This is a genomic window from Castellaniella defragrans 65Phen (assembly GCF_000612685.1).
Lineage (GTDB): Bacteria > Pseudomonadota > Gammaproteobacteria > Burkholderiales > Burkholderiaceae_B > Castellaniella > Castellaniella defragrans.
Map to the genome: position 1 here is coordinate 915,200 of NZ_HG916765.1, position 17,983 is coordinate 933,182.

Consider the following 17,983-nt stretch of genomic DNA (forward strand, 5'->3'; position numbering starts at 1 on the left):
TTACCTTAGGTTTATAAGAACCTGCTTCCCGGGGCCCGGCCGGGCCGGCGGATCGCTGCGAATGGGCAGGGGATCAGGCGCGTAGCAGCTCGCGCAGCCAGGCCTGGGCGGTTTCGGGCGCCACGGGACTGCGGCCCTGGGCGGCCGCCTGCTCGAACCTGAGCTGCATGGCCCGGTCGATGTCCTGGCGCCGCTGCGGATCCAGGCCGGATGGATCCAGGCCCAGCGCCTGGCAGGCGGCCTTGAAGCCGGTCCCCTGGGCGCTGGCCGAGCAATCCAGGCGCGTGACGAAGTCCACGCCCGAGAGCGCCTGGCTGGCCGTCCGCGCCATGTCCAGTGCCTGCATGACCGTGCGCGAGGACAGCGGCTTGCCCGGGCTGGGCTCCAGCCCCAGTTCGCGCGCCACGCTGCGGGCGATGCCGGCGCCGTAGCTGTGTTCCAGGGCTGCGGTGAACAGGCGCGTGGTGTCCACGTCGGGGGCGACCCAGGCCACGCTGCGCCCGCCCGGCGTCGTGCCGGTGCCCAGCACCTGCATCGACTGGCCCGACACGGAGATGTAGACCGATTCGGCGCCGCGCGTGGCGGCGGCGAACCGGTCCAGGTTCGGCAGCTCGTGCGAAGGAAACGAGACGGGCGGAAGGGTATTCATAGGGAAGTCGGTTCGAGCAACTGCGATGGCGGGGCCGCCGGGCGAAGAGAGGCCTTTGCACGCTGAGTAACACAGGGTAGCGCAAAGGTTCCGGCCCGGTGTATCCGGAATCTTGCCGGAATTGACTTTTGATCCGCCGCCCGATCCGACGCCCGCGTGCGCGGGCGGCGTCTGCTTGCCTGTGCCATGGGGCCGCCGTTTCGCGTATGATGAGGTCCGATCGTACGCCGTTTCCCATCTCCCTCCAAGCCTGCCATGCCCTTTGCCATCGACAAGTCCGGATCCGCGCTCATCTTCCAGCCCGAAGGCCAGGTCAACAGCGCCAACGCCGCCGCCTTCGAGGCCGATCTCATGGCGCAGGTCGACCGGGGCGAACACCGCATCGTGCTCGACCTGGCGCGCCTGGACTACATTTCCAGCGCCGGCCTGCGGGTCGTGCTGCTGCTGGCGAAAAAGCTCAAGCAGGCGGGCGGCGCGCTGATCCTGTGCGACATCCAGCCCAACGTGCGCGAGGTCTTCGAGATCAGCGGCTTTCTCGCCATCCTGAAGGTCTGCGCGACCCGCACCGACGCCGTCGCCGCCCTGGGATGAGTCAGGACACCGGGCAGTCCCTGCGGACTGCCCGGTGCCTGACGAATCGGCGCGGCCTGCGAGCCGCGCCGTGGGGGAATCGGCGCGGCCTGCGAGCCGCGCCGTGGATCAGCATTCCACCACGTTCACGGCCAGGCCGCCGCGCGAAGTCTCCTTGTATTTCGACTTCATGTCGGCGCCGGTCTGGCGCATGGTCTCGATCACCGTGTCGAGCGAGACGTGGTGCTTGCCGTTGCCGTGCAGCGCCAGGCGCGAGGCGTTGATGGCCTTGTTGCCGCCCATCGCGTTGCGCTCGATGCAGGGAATCTGCACCAGCCCGCCCACGGGATCGCAGGTCAGGCCCAGATTGTGCTCCATGCCGATTTCCGCCGCGTTCTCGACCTGGGCGACCGTGCCGCCCTGGACCGCCGTCAGCCCCGCCGCCGCCATCGAACAGGCCACGCCCACCTCGCCCTGGCAGCCGACCTCGGCGCCCGAGATCGAGGCGTTTTCCTTGTACAGGAAGCCGATGGCCGCCGCCGTCAGCAGGAAGTCCACCACGCCGTCCTCCGACCAGCCGGGCACGAAGGTGCGGTAATAGCGCAGCACGGCGGGCAGCAGGCCCGAGGCGCCGTTGGTCGGCGCCGTCACCACCCGGCCGCTGGCGGCGTTTTCCTCGTTCACGGCCATGGCGTAGAGGTTCACCCAGTCCATGGCGAACATCACGTCGTCCTCTTTCTTCGGCCCCGCCTTCAGCTGCGCGTAGAGCGCCGGCGCGCGCCGCCGGACCTTCAGGCCGCCGGGCAGGATCTCGTCGGTGACGGGGCCGTGCAGGCCGCAGCCCCGGTCGATGGCCTCGTCCATGACCTGGGCGATGCGCAGCACGCCGGCGCGGACCTCCGCGGGCGGGCGCAGGGTGGATTCGTTGGCCATCATCAGCTGGGCGATGGTCAGGCCGTGGCGCTGACAGGCCGCCATGAGCTCGGCGCCGGTGGAGAAGGGATAGGGCATGGGCGCGTGCTCGGGCACGGTCTCGTCCGTCTCGATGCTGTCGAGCGCGCGGATGAAGCCGCCGCCGATCGATACGTAGCGCTCGTCGAGCAGCGTGTCGCCGTCGGCGTCCAGGGCGACGAAGCGCATGCCGTTGGGGTGTTCCGGCATCGGCTTGACCCGCCCCGAGAACGCGCGCCGGGGATCGAAGTCGATCGTGCGGCTGCGCCACAGCGTCAGGCGGTGGTCGCGCGCCACGGCATCGACCAGCGCGCCGATGGCGGCCGGATCGACCGTGTCCGGCGCCTCGCCCATCAGGCCCAGCATGATGCCCATGTCGGTGCGGTGGCCGGCGCCGGTTTCGGCCAGGGAGCCGTAGAGATGGATGTTCAGGCTGGCCACCCAGGGCAGCAGCCCGCGGGCGTCGAGATTGCGGGCGAAATTGCGCGCGGCGCGCATCGGCCCCACCGTATGCGAGCTGGAAGGCCCGATGCCGATTTTGAAAATGTCGAAGACCGACAGCGCCATGATCGTCCTCCTTGTGCGCGTGATGGTGCGTGTGGCTGCCTCGCGTCCCCGGCGCGCGGCCGGGGAGCGTTTCCTCGGATTCTAGTGATTTGGCGGATTCTTGATTGAATGAAAACGACATCCATCAGGAATAGGATGTCCATTGGCTCATTACCGTGCTGTTTCGGGTAGAGTTCAGGTTGGACAACATGAGCAAGAATAGAATGTATGCGTCATAAAATTCCTCGATCATGAACAAAAACGACATCCGCCTGCGCATCGGCTTCGTCCTGCTGCCGCAGTTCGCCATGGGGACCTTCGCCGCGTTCGCCGATCTGCTGGGCCTGCTGGACGCCCAGACCGGCACGGCGGGCCCCTGCGCCTGGGAAGTCGTGGCCGGCACCCTGATTCCCGTGCGCTCGGCCAGCGGCATCCAGGTCGTGCCCACCGACCTGCTGGGCGATCCCCTGCGCTTCGACTACGTGGTGGTCGTGGGTGGTCCGCTGCCGCCCGCGGCCGAGGCCGGCCCGGCGCTGCTTGCCTGGCTGCGCCAGGCGGCGCGCGGCGGGCGCCATCTGGTCGGTTTGGGCAATGGCGTCCATGTCCTGGCCCGGGCCGGCGTGCTCGCCGGCCATCGGCTGTGCGTCGGCGGCGACCAGTACCGCGACTTCGCCGACCGTTTCCCCGCCATCCCGCCCGAGCGGATCGTCACCGACCGGCCCGCGGTGTTCGACCGGCGCCGCATCACCTGCGCCGGCGGCACCGCCGTCACCGACGTCGCCGTGCGCATCCTGCGCCGCCATCTGCCGCAGGCCGACATCCGGCGCGCCCTGCGCGGCCTGCAGATCGACGCGGAAGGAGGGCGGGGCGGGCAGATCCAGCCCCCGCCGCAGGGCGTTCCGGCCGACAGCCCGCCCGCCCTGCGCCGCGCCGCCCTGGTCATCGAGCAGTACGCGGGCCAGATTCCCAGCCTGGGCGAGCTGGCCGACCGCCTGGGCCTGTCCCCGCGCCAGCTGCAGCGGCTGTTCCGCCAGCACCTGGACACCACGCCCCAGGCCTATGCCCGCGGCGTGCGCCTGCGCCAGGCGGTCTGGATGCTGCGCCACACCGGCAAGAGCATCGCCGCCATCGCCTCCGACTGCGGCTTTTCCGACGCGGCCCACATGGGCCGGGTCTTCCGCGCCGAGCACGGCATGGCGCCCGGCGCCTGGCGCCGGGCGGGCAGGGGCGGGCGGGGCGGAGCGGGCCCGAAGGTCCGGAAGATCCGGGCGCCGGGCCGGGTGCGCGGGGCCCGGGCGGGCAGGGTCCGGGCCGCCGGGACCCCCAGGAAAACACCGTATAATGATGGTCCTTTCGCGGCGCGAGTCTCTCTCGCGCCGACCCCGCCCGGGTGGTGAAATTGGTAGACGCAGGGGACTCAAAATCCCCCGCCGCAAGGCGTGCCGGTTCGATTCCGGCCCCGGGCACCATTTGGAAAAGCCGTTTCCATGCTCGTGGAAACGGCTTTTTGCCGCTCACGGCCGCGCCGTGCCTCACTCGCCGCTCATGCCTGCGGCCCGCCCCGCACCACCGCGTAGGCGGAATGGTTGTGGATGGACTCGAAATTCTCCACGGCCACCTCGAACGCCGTCACGCCGGACAGCCGCCGCAGCCCGATGGCCACGTCGCGCACCAGATCCTCGACGAACTTCGGGTTTTCGTAGGCCTGCTCGGTGACGAACTTCTCGTCGGCGCGCTTGAGCAGCCCCCAGAGCTGGGACGAGCCGCACGCCTCGATGTCACCGATGAGGCGGTCCAGGTCGAGCGCCGGCGCGGCGGCGTAGTCGAGCCGGACCGTCACCTGGGAGCGCTGGTTGTGGGCGCCATATCTGGAAATGGCCTTCGAGCAGGGGCACAGGCTGGTCACCGGGACCACGACCCGCAGGCTGAAATCCGTGCGCCGGCCCTGCCGGGCGTGCGCTTCCCAGCCCACCTGGTAGTCCATCAGGCTGCGCGCGCCGGTCATCGGCGCCGCCTTGTCGATGAAGTAGGGGAAATCCACCGTGATGTCGCCGGCGCCGGCCTGCAGCAGGTCCAGCATGGATTCGGCCATGGCGCACAGGCGCGCCGGCTTCATCGCCTCGTGGCGGTGGGCCGCCAGCAGTTCCATGAAGCGCGACATGTGCGTGGCCTTTTTTTCCGCGGGCAGGGCGACCGTCAGCGTCCACCGGGCCACGGTCTCCTGCGCAGCGCCGGCATCCGCCGCCACGCGCACCGGATGCCGCACGCCGCGCACGCCCACCTGCTGGATGGCGACCTGGCGGGGATCCGCCTGGCTTTGCACGTCCACCAGCGACGCGATGGAAGAATCGGGCAGTGCGTTCATGAGACGGTTCCCCTGGAGTCCTGAGCACATTGTATACAAGGTGGCCGGACACCGGCAGGCTCAGATGTCCACGACCGTCCTGATCAGCGCGCCGCCGTGGATCCGCTTGATGGCCTTGGCGTCGGCGAGCGCATAGCGCAGGTTGCGCAGCGCCAGGCGCGCGTGCTCGCGCATCAGCGCCTCGGCGCGCTGCCCCTGGCGCAGTTCGATGGCCTCGATGACGGCCCGGTGGCCTTCCTGCGCGAGGGTCAGGATCAGATGGGCGTGCGGCGCGCGGACCTGCGCCTTGACGAAACCGCTGGGCGAGGCGAACGGCAGCCGCGTCATGCGGTTGAATTCGCGCGCCAGCAGCTCGCTGTCCGACATGACGATCAGGAGTTTGTGGAACTGCTCGTTGATCTGGATGTAGCGCTCGAAGTCCTCTTCCGAGACCTCCTCCTGGCGCAGGATCTCGTCGACCGCGTCGATCAGTTCGTGCGCCTTGGCCAGCAGCATCGGCGAGGCGCCGCGTTCGGCCGCGAAGCGCGCCGTCATCCCCTCGATCGTGCCGCGCAGCTCGATGGCGTCCTGCACGTCGCGTTCCGTGAAGGTCTTGACCGCGTAGCCGCCGCCGACGATCTCCTCGAGCAGGCCTTCCTCGGCCAGGCGCTGCAGGGCGGCGCGCACCGGCGTGCGCGACACGTTCAGGCGCGCGGCCACGGTGAGTTCGGAGAGCCGCTCCTCGGATGCGAGCTCGCCGTTGAGGATCAGGTTGCGCAGCTCCAGCAGGGCGCGCGTCGTCTGGCTGGGGAGTGTCTGTGTGGAATCAGTCATGACCATGAAATGAAATTCCGGCCTGGACCGGATGCTGGCCGGGGCGGCGGCCGGGCGTCCGGCGCCGCCGGCCGCGGGGGCGAAGGGGATCCAATCGCAGAAGATTATAGGTTGCATGGCGCTCCGGAGTGGCCCGCGCCGGGCCCGGCGCGGGCCGGAAGCCGGCTGCGGCCGCCCCGGGATCGGGAGCATTTACAGGGGGAAAATTTACTTGTATGCTACCTGTATACAAGAACGAGGAGACCTCATTATGGAGCTGCAAGCCGCCCCTTCGCAAGTCCTGGAGGAAGCCGCCTCCGGGCTGTCCGACTATTCGCTGGAAGTCACGGCGGGCGGCGTGGACCAGGCGCAGGCGGCCGTCCGTGCGCTGCGTCCGGGCACGGCCTTCTCGATCACGTTCCTGCCCGGCGAGGACTACCCCGCGCGGCTGCGGGCGGCCCAGGTCCTGCGGAGCCTGGGCTTCGTGCCCGTGCCCCACCTGTCGGCGCGCCGCATGGCCGGCGTCCGGGAGGCCGAGTCCTTCATCGAAGCCCTCGCGGTTTCCGCCGCGGTCGATCGCGTGTTCGTCGTGGGCGGCGATCCCGATCGTCCGCTCGGGCCTTTCCGCGACGCGCTGGACCTGATCGAAACCGGCCTGCTGGAACGCCACGGCATCCGCGAGGTCGGCATCGGCGGGTATCCGGAAGGCCATCCGGCCATTCCGTCCGACCGGCTCTGGGCCGCGCTGCAGGCCAAGTGCGAAGCCATCGAGGCGCGCGGCATGCGGCCTTTCATCGTCACCCAGTTCGGCTTCGAGCCGGGCGTGATCGTCGAATGGCTGACAGAAGTGCGCCGGCGCGGCATCCGCTGCCCGGTCCGGGTGGGTGTGGCCGGCCCGGCGAAGATCGCCACCCTGATGCGCTATGCCGCCCGCTGCGGCGTCAGCGCCTCGGCGCGCGCCATGAGCCGCTACGGCCTGTCGCTCACCCGCATGATCCGCTCCGCCGGCCCCGGCGGACTGATCGCCGATCTGGCGGCCGGGCTGCACGCCGCCGGCATCCGCGATGTCGGCCTGCATTACTACACCTTCGGCGGTTTCCAGCAGACCATCGACTGGATCCGCTCCTTTCATGAGGCCCAGCATGGATAGTTCGCTCGATGCACCGATCCGGCCCGTACCGGAACCCGCCGTCCCGGTGGCGTACGGCGGTCCTTCATCCCCGACGGCAAGCGCCTTCGCGCGCGAACCGTACCCGGCGCGCACGCGCCACGCCTACGCCCTGACGCTTTCCTGCGACGACGAGCCGGGGCTGGTGGCCGCCGTGACCGGCACCCTGGCCCGCCACGGGGGCAACATCCTCGAAGCGCAGCAGTTCGACGACCTGGACTCGGGACGGTTCTTCATGCGCGTCCTGTTCGAGCTGGGCCAGGGCGCCGGCGTGCAGGACCTGATCCGCGATTTTCCCCAGACCGTTGCGGCGCGGCACATGCACTGGCGCATCCGGGCGCGCAGCGAACGGCGGCGCGTCATGATCCTGGCGTCGGCCCAGAACCACTGCCTAGCGGATCTCCTCTACCGCTACCGGGTCGGCGAGATGAACATGGAGGTGGTGGGCGTGCTGTCGAACCACCCCAGGGATGCCCTGGACATCCCGCTGATCGGCGACATTCCCTTCCATCACCTGCCCATCGAGCCGGGGCAGCGGGACCGGCAGGAAGCGCGGATGATGCGCCTCATCGAGGATGCCGGGACGGAGCTGGTGGTGCTGGCGCGCTATATGCAGATCCTGTCGGACGGCTTCGCCGCGCAGCTGGAAGGCCGCTGCATCAACATCCACCACAGCTTCCTGCCGGGATTCAAGGGCGCGCGTCCCTATCACCAGGCCTACGACCGCGGCGTCAAGATGATCGGCGCCACCGCGCACTACGTGACGGCGGACCTGGACGAGGGGCCCATCATCATCCAGGAAGTGGAGCCCATCAGCCACGCGGACACCCCCGACGAACTGGTGCGCAAGGGGCGCGACATCGAACGCCGGGTGCTCGCGCGCGCCGTGCGCCACCACCTCGACGACCGGATCCTGCTCAACGGCAGAAAAACCGTCGTGTTCTGAAAGCCCGGCCGCCGGCTTTCCCCATCTTCGCCTGTCCTCAGGCTTCACACCAAAGGTAAGAGACCATGACCGCACACAACCTCGAAGAAATTCTGCAGCAGCAGAAGAACATCGTGCAGATGCTGCGCAACTCGCGCGTCGGCGCCTACGTCTATCCGGTGGTCGCGCCGGAATTCTCCAACTGGCGCGACGAGCAGGCGGCCTGGCGCAAGACGGCCGTGCTGTACGACCAGAGCCACCACATGGACAACGTCTTCATCCGGGGCCGGGACGCGCACAAGCTGATTTCCCACGCCACGATCAATTCCTTCAAGAACTTCAACCCGAACCGGGCCAAGCAGTTCATTGCGACCACGCCGTACGGCCACGTGATCGGCGACGGCATCCTGTTCTGGGAACCGGACGACACGCTGATCTACGTGGGCCGCGCGCCCGTGTCGAGCTGGCTGATGTACCTTGGCCAGACCGGCGAGTACGACGTCCAGATCGAACGCGACGCCCGCTCTCCGTCCCGTCCCATGGGCAAGCCCGTCCAGCGCCGCCTCTACCGCTATCAGGTCCAGGGCCCCAAGGCCTGGCCCGTGCTGGAAAAGCTCAACGGCGGCCCGCTCGAGCAGGTCAAGTTCTTCCATATCGGCAGCATGAAGATCAACGGCAGGCCGGTGCGCGCCCTGCGCCACGGCATGGCCGGCGAGCCCGGGCTGGAGGTCTGGGGGCCGTACGAAGAGGCCGACGAGGTCCGGGCGGCGATCCTGGAGGCGGGCGCGGAATTCGGCCTGGTCCCGGTGGGCGCGCGCGCCTATTCCACCAATACCCTGGAATCCGGCTGGATTCCTTCCCCGCTGCCCGCCATCTACACCGGCGACAAGCTGGCGGACTACCGTCGCTGGCTCGGGGCGGACAGCTACGAGGCCACCGGCAGCATCGGCGGCAGCTTCGTCTCGGACAGGATCGAGGACTACTACCTCAACCCGTACGAGCTGGGCTACGGCCACATCATCAATTTCGACCACGAGTTCTACGGCCGCGAGGCACTCCAGGCGCTGGACCCCGCGACACAGCGCAAGAAGGTCACCCTGGCCTGGAACCGCGAGGACCTCACCCGGGTGCTGGCGTCGATGTTCGAGCCGGAGGGCCAGAACTTCAAGTATTTCGACCTGCCTCAGGCCAACTACGCGTTCTCCAGTTACGACCGCGTCATCGACGCGAGCGGGCGCACCGTGGGCCTGTCCATGTTCACGGGCTACAGCTACAACGAACGCAGCGGGCTGTCGCTGGCGGTGGTGGACCATGAAATCCCCATCGGGGCGGAACTGCGGGTCGTCTGGGGCGAGGAGGACGGCGGCACCCGGAAAGCCACCGTGGAGCGCCACCGGCAGACCGAGATCCGGGTGGTGGTCAGCGCCGTCCCCTATTCGCAGGTGGCGCGCGAGCACTATGCCGAAGGCTGGCGCACCAGCCGCGTCGGCTGACGCGCCGCTCGCCGGGGCGTTGCTCATTCTCATTCCAGAACGACGGTCGCAGACCGATACCATGCGAAGGACGCGGGCGGGTGCGGGCGGCCCGTCCGTTCCTTCAGCGAGGAGACATGACATGATTCAGCATCTGAAACACGGGCTGGCCGCGCTGTTGCTGGCGGTCGCGGCACCCGGCCTGTGCCGGGCCGCGGACTTGAAGGTCGGGCTGGTGGTTCCCCTGTCGGGGCCGTTCGCCACCACGGGCCAGCAAATGATGAACGGCGTGAAGCTCTACATGCAGCTCCATGGCGACACCGTGGCGGGGCGCAGGATCGTGCCGATCGTCAAGGACGACACCGGCGTCAACCCCACCCTCACCAAGCGCGAAGCCCAGACGCTGCTCATCAACGACGGGGCCGAAATCCTGGCCGGCTTCGGCCTGACGCCGGGCGCCTTCGCCACGGCGCCGCTCGCCCAGCAGACGCAAACGCCCATGATCGTCATGAACGCGGCGACTTCCTCCATCACGACGAAATCGGATTTCATCGTGCGCACCTCCGTGGCGCTGCCCCAGGCCGCGGCACCCATGGCCACCTGGGCCTGGGAAAACAAGCTGAAGAAGGTGTACGTCAGCGTCGCGGACTACGGGCCCGGGCACGATGCCGCCGCCTCGTTCAAGAAGGCCTTCACGGCGCTGGGCGGCGAGATCGCCGGCGAGCTCCACACACCGCTCACCAGCCCGGACTTCGCGCCCTTCCTGCAGAAGATCAAGGACGCCAGGCCGGACGCGATCTTCACCTTCATTCCCAACGGCGACCAGAGCATCGGCTTCACCAAGGCCTACAAGGAACGGGACCTGGCCGGGGCCGGGATCAGGCTGCTCGCCACCGGGGACATCACCACGGAAGACATGCTCGACGCCATCGGCGACAACGGACTGGGCATCATCACCTCCTACTACTACTCGGAAGCCCACGCCTCGCCCGAGAACAGGGCCTTCGTGGCGGCCTACCGGAAGGCCTATCCGGGCGTGCGGCCCAACATGGTCGCCGTGGCCGGCTACGACGGCATGCACCTGATCTACGAGGCCCTGAAGAAGACGGGCGGCAATGCCAAGGGCCCGGCCATGATGGAGGCCATCCGGGGCATGCGCTGGACCAGCCCCCGCGGCCCGGTCGAAATCGATCCGGCCACGCGCGACATCGTGCAGAACATGTACATCCGCAAGGTCGAGCGCGTCGACGGCGTGCTGCAGAACGTCGAGTTCCACACCTACGAGGCGGTCAAGGATCCCGAAAAGCGGTCCTGACCTCCGAAAAACGGCCGGATTCCTCCCTGACCTGGGTTGCCCAGAGGGATGTGGCACGGATCGAGGACCACAACTTCATCTGCGCCGGGCATCAGGAGGATGCCGGCGCCCCTGCGCAGCCGCTGGGCTCAGTTGTCGGCCGATCTGGGCCGATCCATCGCCAGGTTGCGGCGTACCCGGAAGAGTTCGAGCCCGAAGCGGGCGTGAAGGCTGCCCCAGAGCCCTTTCGGGCTCCAGAGCATCACGGCGACGGTCAGCAGGCCCACGATGATCAGATACCAGCTGCCGTAGCCGCTGAGCTGCTCGCGCAGGATGAAATACAGAAGGGTGCCCACCAGGGGCCCTTCGATCGTGCCGATCCCGCCGATCACCACGATGAAGATCATGGCCACCATCCAGTCGATGGAAAAGGCGGCATCGGGCGAAATCCGCAGCTTGGTGATGAAAATCAGGGCGCCCGCCATGCCGCAGCCCATGGCGCAGACTACGTGGACGAACCATTGGATGCGGCGGGTGGACACCCCCAGGCTGGCTGCCGCCCGGACACTGTCGCGCACCGCGGTCAAGGCCAGGCCATGGCGGGATCGAAGCAGGAGGAAGACCAGCCCCGTGGCGCCCAGGCCCAGGGCCAGGGCGGACCAGAGCGTCAGGGCCTCGCGCCATGCGGCCGGCATGCCGCGCAGCGTGGCCGTGACCGAAATCCCCGATCCGCCGCCAAAGGCGCTGACATTGGCCAGCAGCAGGCGGCAGACCTCGGCCACGACCCAGGTGCCGACGGCAAAATAGGCCCCGCGCAAGCGGAACATCAGCAGGCCGATGGGCCAGGCCAGCAAGCCGCAGACCAGGCCCGCCAGCGGGATGGTCAGGAAAGGATTCAAGCCCAGCTTGAGCCCGAACAGCACCAGGACATAGCCGCCCAGGCCCACATAGGCCTGCTGCCCGATCGACAACAGACCCCCGTATCCGGCCAGCAGGTTCCACATCTGCGCCAGAGCCAGCATGTAAAAGAATTCGCTGAGCAGGCGCAGGCTGGCGCGGTCCGCCCACCAGGGGCCCAGTGCCAGCAGGACCACGCCCGCGGTCAGCAGGATCGCCGGCAGGCGCCGGGCGGCGGATCCGCCGGCGGGAAGAAGGTTTTTCAGCGAGGGCATGGGAGTCCTTCAAGCATGCTTGACGACGGGAAACAGGCCTTGAGGCCGGAAGGCCAGGACGAGCAGGAAAGCCAGGTGTCCGCCCAGAATGCCCCAGCCCGGGTTCAGTTGCAGGGCGATGGATTGCGCCACTCCCAGGACCAGGGCGCCCAGCAGGGTGCCCCAGAGCGAGCCCAGGCCGCCGATGATGACCGCCTCGAAAGCGTAGATCAGGCGCAGGCCGCCCTCGGCCGGCCCCACGTTGCCGCCGAGCACGAAGAAGAATCCTCCGAGTGCCGTGACGGCCATCGCTAGGCCCATGGCCAGCGCATAGACATGGCGGTTGTCGACTCCCATCAGCCTGATCGTGTGCGGATCGTCGGCCGCCGCCCTGAACGCGCGTCCCAGCCGCGTGCAGCGGAACAGGCCCTGCAGCAGCACGAACACGAGAACGGCCACACCCAGCACCAGCAGGGGCAGCACCCCGACCTGGAGTCCCCCGCCCAGGGAGAAGCTTTCGGTCGTCAGCGTGCCCGAAGGCAGGCTGCGGGTATCGGCCGAATACACCTGCAGCAAGCCGCTCTGTATCATGATGGACAGGCCGAAGGTCATGAGGAGCGGAGGCAGCAGATCGGAACCGAGCACCCGGTTCAGCAGGCTGCGTTGCAGCAGATACCCCAGCAGCCCCATGAGAGGCGCCAGCAGGATCAGCACCACCCAGTTGCCCACCCCCAGCCAGGTGGCCAGCGACAGGGCGATGAAGGCCGCGAGCACCGTCAGATCGCCATGGGCGATATTCACCAGACGCATGATCCCGAACGCCAGGGAAAGCCCCAGGGCCATCAGGGCGTACAGACCGCCCGCCAGCACACCCTGGATCACCGCATTTGCCCAGACCATCATCGATCCACTCCAAAATAGGCCCGCGAGATTTCTTCCTGGCCAAAGGCCTGGGCCTTTCCCTGCAGAACGACCCGGCCCTCGCACAGGCACATCATGCGATCGGCGCTGGACAGGGCCTGACGGATGTCCTGTTCGACCAGGATGATGGAAACGCCCTGGCGGCGGATCTCGGGGAAGGCCTGATACACACGGCGTACGATCACGGGGGCCAGGCCCAGCGACACCTCGTCGCACAGGAGGATTTCCGGGTTGGACATCAGCGCCCGGCCAATGGCCACCATCTGCTGCTGTCCGCCCGAGAGCTGGGTGGCCGGCGTTTTCCGGAAGGCCATCAGATCGGGAAACAGCCGGTACACGGACCGCAGCGACCAGGGACCGGGCCGCCCGACATATGCGCCCATGAGCAGGTTTTCTTCCACGTCCAGGCTCGGAAACAGCCGGCGGCCTTCGGGAATCATGGCGATGCCCAGTGCCACGATCTCATGCGCCGGCAGATGCCCGATGGGGCGTCCGTGCAGGGTGATGTCCCGCCCCTGCGCGGGAAGCGTGCCGCTGAGCGCCCGCAGCAGGCTGGTCTTGCCGGCGCCGTTGGCGCCGATGATGGCCAGCATCTCGCCCTGGTTCAGGACCAGGTCGATGCCGTAGAGCGCCTGGAAATCTCCGTAGCTGGCCTTCAGGTCGCAGGCTTGAAGTTGCGTCATTCGAGCGCCATCCCCAGATAGACTTCCTTCACCCTGGGATCGGCCATGACGGCCTGCGGCCGTCCCTGGGTCAGCACCAGGCCCGCGTCCAGCACCAGCAGATGATCGGCCACGGCCATCAGGGCATGCACGATGTGTTCGATCCAGATCATCGAAATTCCTGTGCGCCGGATCGTGTCGATCATCCGCAGCAGCTCGGTCACTTCGGGATCGCTCAGGCCCCCGGCAATCTCATCGAGCAGCAGGACCTTGGGATCGGTGGCCAGGGCGCGCGCCAACTCGAGCCGTTTGCGGTCCAGCAGCGGCAGGCTGCCCGCCAGACGGTTCGCCTTGCCCAGCAGGCCCGTTCGCTCGAGCGCATCCCGGGCGGGCGCCCGGGCCTCGCGCTCGCTGCGCCCGGCCCCGAAGCTGGCCCCCACCAGCACGTTCTCGTAGACCGTCATGCCGGCAAAGGGGTGGGGGATCTGATAGGTGCGTCCGATGCCCCGCAGGCAGCGCCGGGCCGCCGAGAGACGGGTGATGTCCTCGCCCTCGAACAGGATCTGGCCGTTGTCCGGCGCCAGATCGCCCGCGATGAGATTGAACAGGGTCGTCTTGCCGGCGCCGTTGGGGCCGATGATGCCCAGCACCTCGCCGGCCGGCAGGGAGAAGGAAATGTCTTCCAGCACCTGCAGGCGGCCGAAGGAGCGCGCCAGCCGCCTGAGTTCGAGCTGTGCGTTCATGCGTAGCGGATGGGCTCGAGGCGACCCTGGACGGCGATATTGCCGGCCTGGCTGTTTTCGACGATCCGCAGGTCCAGGCCCTGGGTGCCGCGCTGCCACTGGCCTCCCACCAGCGGGGTCTTGCAGACGTTGGGGACGGGCCCCGAGGCGAAGTCGATGGGCCCCACGACGGTATCCAGCCGCGTCGTCCTGATGGCGTCGCGGATCGCTTCGGGACTGCGCTCGGCCGCCCGCTTGAAGACGTCCACCGCCACCTCGAACAGCGAGTGCTTGAAGCCCAGCGGCATCGTCCAGGGGCGGCCCGAATAGGCCGTGAACGCCTGGGCCAGCTCGGCCGACGACTGGCCGGTCAGGCTGGAAGCGAAGGGGTGGGCCGGCGACCACCAGACTTCGACCGACAGCCCTTCGGCCCTTGCGCCGAAGGATTCGATGGCCGCCGGGAACTCGCACGCCTTGGCCACGGTGACGATCCGGGGACGGAAATCCTGCTGTCCCGATTGCGCCCAGAAATTGGCGAAATCGGGAGGCGGCACCACCCCGGTCACGATATCGACCTGCGCCGATTTGAAGGCGTTGATGTAGGCCGAGAAGTTGTCGGAAGGCGTCTGGTACCGGCCTTGATCGACCAGCTCGAAACCTTTCTGCGCCAGCACGGGCGGGAACCCCATCTTGGCGTCTCCCCAGGCATTGCCGTCGGAATCGTTGGGCCACAGCGAGCCCACCGTTTTGCGGGTCGGAATCTGCTCCCAGAGGCTGGTGAATACGCCGATGATGTCCTCCAGGCCCCAGAAATAATGCCAGGTCCACTCGAACCCCTGCTTCGGATCGCCGCCGCGGCCAAAGAAATGAGGTTGCCAGGGCGTGTCGGTCGTCACGCACGGCACGCCGTTGAGCTCGCACTGGTCGGCCACGGGGTTGGTGGTGGCCGGGGTGCTGGCGGCCACCACCAGATCGACCTTGTCCTCGAGGATGAGCGCCGAGGTGACGTCGGCCGCCCGGTTCGAGCTGGACTGGGAGTCCTTGTAGAGGATTTCGACGGCGTATGGCTTGCCGGCCAGCTTGATGCCCGAGGCCAGCGCCCCGCGAACCTGATCCAGCGTGAAGGGATCGGGTTCGGCAAAGACGGCCAGGGGCCCCGTCTGCGGACTGACGTAGCCGATCTTCAGGCTCTGGGCGGCTCGGGCGGACGGCATGGGCAGCATCGAGGCGGCGGCCAGTCCGCCCAGCTTCTTCAGTGCGCTGCGTCGAGGTGCGGAAAACGCGTGGGACGAGCCTTGATGGGATGATTTCATTTTGTCTCCTGATCTTGTCTTGTTATGGGGTGGGAACGGCCTGCCGGAACAGGCTTTTGAACCGGCCGCCGGCCGGCTGCGGCCGATGCGATCCGTTCAGATGGGACAAGGCCGACTTGACGTGGTCGTAGGCGGGACGGACTTCGGCGGGGACCTTGATGCGAACTTCGGCAAAGCGTTCCTGCCGGGCCAGTTGCAGGACCTCGTGACGAATGGCCCGATAGGATGCCAGGGCCGTCTCGAAGGCGGACAGTGCAGCTTCGAGGCTCCGGTGGCGGCGATCCCGCCGGAAATGCTGCCAGTGGGCGTCGATGATCTGGTCGAGCTCGACGATGCGCTCGAGCACGCCGGTCAGTTCCGCGCAGGCCTCGGCATTCATGATGAGGATGTTGCAGGCCCGCATTTCTTCGATGCCGTCCATCAGGATGTCGAGGTCGTCGCGGGCAGGGATCAGCGCCGAGGTCGAGCGCTTCAGCAGGCCGATCTGCCCCTGCACCACGCGCAGCTGGGCATTGCTCTTGCCCACCCATTCCACGGACTGCTGCGCGGCATTGGCCAGGGTATCGACGTCGCGGGCGATTTTTTCTCCCAGGCCGCTTTGCGTCCGTGCGGCGGCGGCCAGATCGCGGGCGGCATCCAGGGTGCGCCGGGAGCGCTCGCCGATGTCGGCGAGGGCCTGCGCGGTTTCCCGGGTGCGTTCGACGCCGGCCTGGATGTCGGCGAGCACGGTCTTGAGGAAGCCGTCGGCCGCCTGGGCGCTGGAGGAAATGCCCGAGATCATGGACCGGATCTGCACCGTGGCTTCGCCCGTACGGGCAGCCAGGCTGCGGACTTCCCCCGCCACGACGGCGAATCCGCGCCCCTGTTCGCCCGCCCGGGCCGCTTCGACGGCGGCATTGAGGGACAGCAGATTCGTTTGCATGGCCACGTTCTGAATCACGCCCAGGAAATTCTCGATTTCCCCCGCATGGCGCAGCACCTCGCGGAACCGCTCGTCCAGGCCGGCGGCCGATTCGGCCAGCGAACCGATCCGCCCGGTGGTTTCATGCAGCAGGGCATCGCCGCGCGAGGCCAGTTCATGCATCGAATCCACTTCGTCCCGCGTGATCCCGGCCGAGTCCGCCACGGTATGTACGCTGTGTGCCAGCGTTTCCATGCTTTCCCGTACGCCGGCGAGCACTTCGGATTGCTGTCGGGAAAAGGCCACGACGCGCGTGAACGACGACATCATGCTGGCATTGTTGACTGTCACGTCCAGGGCATGGCGATCGAGCTGGTTCAGGGTTCGGGCCACCGGCCCGGATCGCTGCAAGAGCCGGGGAAGCAGAATGACCGCCAGGAACCCCGCCAGGCTCAGGAGCAGCAGTCCGGCCAGGGCCGGGGCCCGCCAGGCCTGCAGAGCGGGCATGGCCTCATGAGGCCACGCCAGAAACGTCAGCAGCGCGGCCAGCAGGCAGCCCATCATGCTGAACCAGTGAACACCACGCGGCATGGCGCATCTCCTCGACTCGTTGAACGGACTGCGCCCGGGGTCAGAGCGGCATGATGAACTTGAGCCAGAACTTGTCGCCGCCGAAGCGGTTCCTGACCAGGGTCTCGTGCTGCCACTGGGCGATGAACTGCATGCCGTTCTTGGCGGCGTAGTTCACGCTGGGGCCGAAGGCGAGCACCCGGCCCTTGCGTCCGTCGGACCACGGCCCCAAGGCCGAGGACACGGTCTCGCCGTCGAGCGTGTCGTCGGTGGTCTGCTGCACGTAGTAGCCCGAGACGCCCACGCCCCAGGGCCCGAAGTGCTTGCCCAGCAGGAAGTCCATGTGGAACTCGTCGCCCGAGCGGTAGTCCATCTTGGGCCCGCCCTGGAACGGGCTGAACGAGGTGTTGGTGGTCTTGAAGTTGTACATGAACTTGGCCGAGGCCTCCCAGCCCTGTTCATCGAGGTACGTGACCGCGAACAGCGGCTCGAAGCTCCAGTAGTTCGCGCCGATGCTGCGCCGCGGCTCGCCCGAATGGTATTCGCCCAGCGGCACGTAGATGTCGAGCGCCGCGGCCCAGTGCCAGTTGCCGCGGTGCCAGGACAGGATGAAGGGGCTGACGGTGACATCGCCCAGGCTGGCCTCGGTGTCCGAGCCCCCGCCCATGCGGATGCGCTGGTGCACCAGGGGCGCGATGACGTGCCAGCCCCAGTTGCCGCCCAGGATCTGGTGGGGGGTGACGTGGACGTAGCGCAGGGCGTCGAACCAGGCGTCCACGCTGGCGCCTGGGACCTTGTCGCCGTTGCCGTCGCGCAGCTTGCCGGAGTAGTAGCCGGCGTAGTTGATGAAGTAGCCGCCCGGCGGGGGCACGGCGCCCGCCATCCAGTTCTCGGCGCCGTTGGGATATTGGTCGCCGCCTTCCTTGGCCTGGGCCAGGCCGCACAGGCCCAGCGCCAGCGTCAGCGCCAGGACCAGCTTCTTGGTCTTCATGGGGTTGTCTCCTGAGGATA

At 68.0% G+C, this 17,983-nt stretch carries 17 protein-coding genes and 1 tRNA gene; 7 read left to right on the forward strand and 11 right to left on the reverse strand.

Annotated elements, in window-relative coordinates; genetic code table 11:
* Nucleotides 1-73: 73 nt before the first annotated feature.
* Nucleotides 74-649: a BspR family type III secretion system anti-sigma factor gene (locus tag BN940_RS04050; RefSeq protein WP_043680423.1), complete on the reverse strand. Its 576-nt coding sequence runs from the start codon at nucleotides 647-649 to the stop codon at nucleotides 74-76.
* A 255-nt stretch (nucleotides 650-904) separates the two neighbouring features.
* On the opposite strand from BN940_RS04050, the gene BN940_RS04055 reads away from it, so the two are divergent.
* A complete protein-coding gene (locus tag BN940_RS04055) occupies nucleotides 905-1,240 on the forward strand; it encodes an STAS domain-containing protein (RefSeq protein ID WP_043680425.1) in 336 nt (111 codons plus the stop codon).
* Nucleotides 1,241-1,348: 108 nt separating this feature from the next.
* Here the strand turns inward: BN940_RS04055 and BN940_RS04060 are convergent, their stop codons facing one another.
* Nucleotides 1,349-2,737: an L-serine ammonia-lyase gene (locus BN940_RS04060; protein WP_043680428.1), complete on the reverse strand. Its 1,389-nt coding sequence runs from the start codon at nucleotides 2,735-2,737 to the stop codon at nucleotides 1,349-1,351.
* Nucleotides 2,738-2,967: 230 nt separating this feature from the next.
* Here BN940_RS04060 and BN940_RS18290 point away from each other — a divergent pair, with 230 nt between their 5' ends.
* Together BN940_RS18290 and BN940_RS04075 are read left to right on the forward strand one after the other, a co-directional pair.
* A complete protein-coding gene (locus BN940_RS18290; RefSeq protein WP_084330505.1) occupies nucleotides 2,968-4,113 on the forward strand; it encodes a GlxA family transcriptional regulator in 1,146 nt (381 codons plus the stop codon).
* Nucleotides 4,101-4,185 (forward strand) — tRNA-Leu (locus BN940_RS04075). The genes BN940_RS18290 and BN940_RS04075 overlap by 13 nt, the downstream gene beginning before the upstream one ends.
* Nucleotides 4,186-4,259: 74 nt before the next feature.
* Here the strand turns inward: BN940_RS04075 and folE2 are convergent.
* The gene (folE2, locus tag BN940_RS04080) at nucleotides 4,260-5,081 is read right to left on the reverse strand and encodes a GTP cyclohydrolase FolE2 (protein WP_043680436.1); all 822 of its coding nucleotides are present in this window, start codon (nucleotides 5,079-5,081) and stop codon (nucleotides 4,260-4,262) included.
* A gap of 60 nt (nucleotides 5,082-5,141) precedes the next feature.
* The gene (locus BN940_RS04085) at nucleotides 5,142-5,894 is read right to left on the reverse strand and encodes a GntR family transcriptional regulator (protein WP_043685803.1); all 753 of its coding nucleotides are present in this window, start codon (nucleotides 5,892-5,894) and stop codon (nucleotides 5,142-5,144) included.
* A gap of 250 nt (nucleotides 5,895-6,144) precedes the next feature.
* Between BN940_RS04085 and BN940_RS04090 the strand changes: the two genes are divergently transcribed.
* The 4 genes from BN940_RS04090 to BN940_RS04105 all read left to right on the forward strand — a co-directional run bounded on the left by BN940_RS04090 (nucleotide 6,145) and on the right by BN940_RS04105 (nucleotide 10,753).
* Nucleotides 6,145-7,023 (forward strand): methylenetetrahydrofolate reductase, encoded by an 879-nt coding sequence (locus tag BN940_RS04090; RefSeq protein WP_052355593.1) that lies wholly within the window; start codon nucleotides 6,145-6,147, stop codon nucleotides 7,021-7,023.
* Nucleotides 7,016-7,987, forward strand: a complete 972-nt coding sequence (gene purU / locus BN940_RS04095) for a formyltetrahydrofolate deformylase (protein ID WP_084330506.1) — start codon at nucleotides 7,016-7,018, stop codon at nucleotides 7,985-7,987. The genes BN940_RS04090 and purU overlap by 8 nt, the downstream gene beginning before the upstream one ends.
* Before the next feature lie 65 nt (nucleotides 7,988-8,052).
* On the forward strand, nucleotides 8,053-9,459 hold the full coding sequence (gene ligM, locus BN940_RS04100) for a vanillate/3-O-methylgallate O-demethylase (RefSeq protein ID WP_043680439.1): 1,407 nt from the start codon (nucleotides 8,053-8,055) through the stop codon (nucleotides 9,457-9,459).
* A 121-nt stretch (nucleotides 9,460-9,580) separates the two neighbouring features.
* The gene (locus tag BN940_RS04105; RefSeq protein WP_043680442.1) at nucleotides 9,581-10,753 is read left to right on the forward strand and encodes an ABC transporter substrate-binding protein; all 1,173 of its coding nucleotides are present in this window, start codon (nucleotides 9,581-9,583) and stop codon (nucleotides 10,751-10,753) included.
* 128 nt (nucleotides 10,754-10,881) lie between these two features.
* Here BN940_RS04105 and BN940_RS04110 read toward each other — a convergent pair whose 3' ends face one another.
* Genes BN940_RS04110 through BN940_RS04140 form a run of 7 tightly spaced genes read right to left on the reverse strand, consistent with a single transcriptional unit; the run spans nucleotide 10,882 to nucleotide 17,963 of the window.
* Nucleotides 10,882-11,904, reverse strand: a complete 1,023-nt coding sequence (locus BN940_RS04110) for a branched-chain amino acid ABC transporter permease (RefSeq protein WP_043680445.1) — start codon at nucleotides 11,902-11,904, stop codon at nucleotides 10,882-10,884.
* A 9-nt stretch (nucleotides 11,905-11,913) separates the two neighbouring features.
* On the reverse strand, nucleotides 11,914-12,786 hold the full coding sequence (locus BN940_RS04115) for a branched-chain amino acid ABC transporter permease (RefSeq protein WP_242404265.1): 873 nt from the start codon (nucleotides 12,784-12,786) through the stop codon (nucleotides 11,914-11,916).
* Nucleotides 12,783-13,487, reverse strand: coding sequence for an ABC transporter ATP-binding protein (locus tag BN940_RS04120; RefSeq protein ID WP_043680447.1), 705 nt, complete (start codon nucleotides 13,485-13,487; stop codon nucleotides 12,783-12,785). The genes BN940_RS04115 and BN940_RS04120 overlap by 4 nt, the downstream gene beginning before the upstream one ends.
* Nucleotides 13,484-14,209, reverse strand: coding sequence for an ABC transporter ATP-binding protein (locus BN940_RS04125; RefSeq protein WP_043680450.1), 726 nt, complete (start codon nucleotides 14,207-14,209; stop codon nucleotides 13,484-13,486). Before BN940_RS04125 ends, BN940_RS04120 begins: the two co-directional genes overlap by 4 nt.
* Nucleotides 14,206-15,501 (reverse strand): ABC transporter substrate-binding protein, encoded by a 1,296-nt coding sequence (locus BN940_RS04130; RefSeq protein WP_052355594.1) that lies wholly within the window; start codon nucleotides 15,499-15,501, stop codon nucleotides 14,206-14,208. The genes BN940_RS04125 and BN940_RS04130 overlap by 4 nt, the downstream gene beginning before the upstream one ends.
* A 22-nt stretch (nucleotides 15,502-15,523) precedes the next feature.
* Nucleotides 15,524-16,993, reverse strand: a complete 1,470-nt coding sequence (locus BN940_RS04135; protein WP_084330507.1) for a methyl-accepting chemotaxis protein — start codon at nucleotides 16,991-16,993, stop codon at nucleotides 15,524-15,526.
* A gap of 40 nt (nucleotides 16,994-17,033) precedes the next feature.
* Nucleotides 17,034-17,963, reverse strand: coding sequence for a SphA family protein (locus BN940_RS04140; protein ID WP_043680455.1), 930 nt, complete (start codon nucleotides 17,961-17,963; stop codon nucleotides 17,034-17,036).
* Nucleotides 17,964-17,983: the final 20 nt, after the last annotated feature.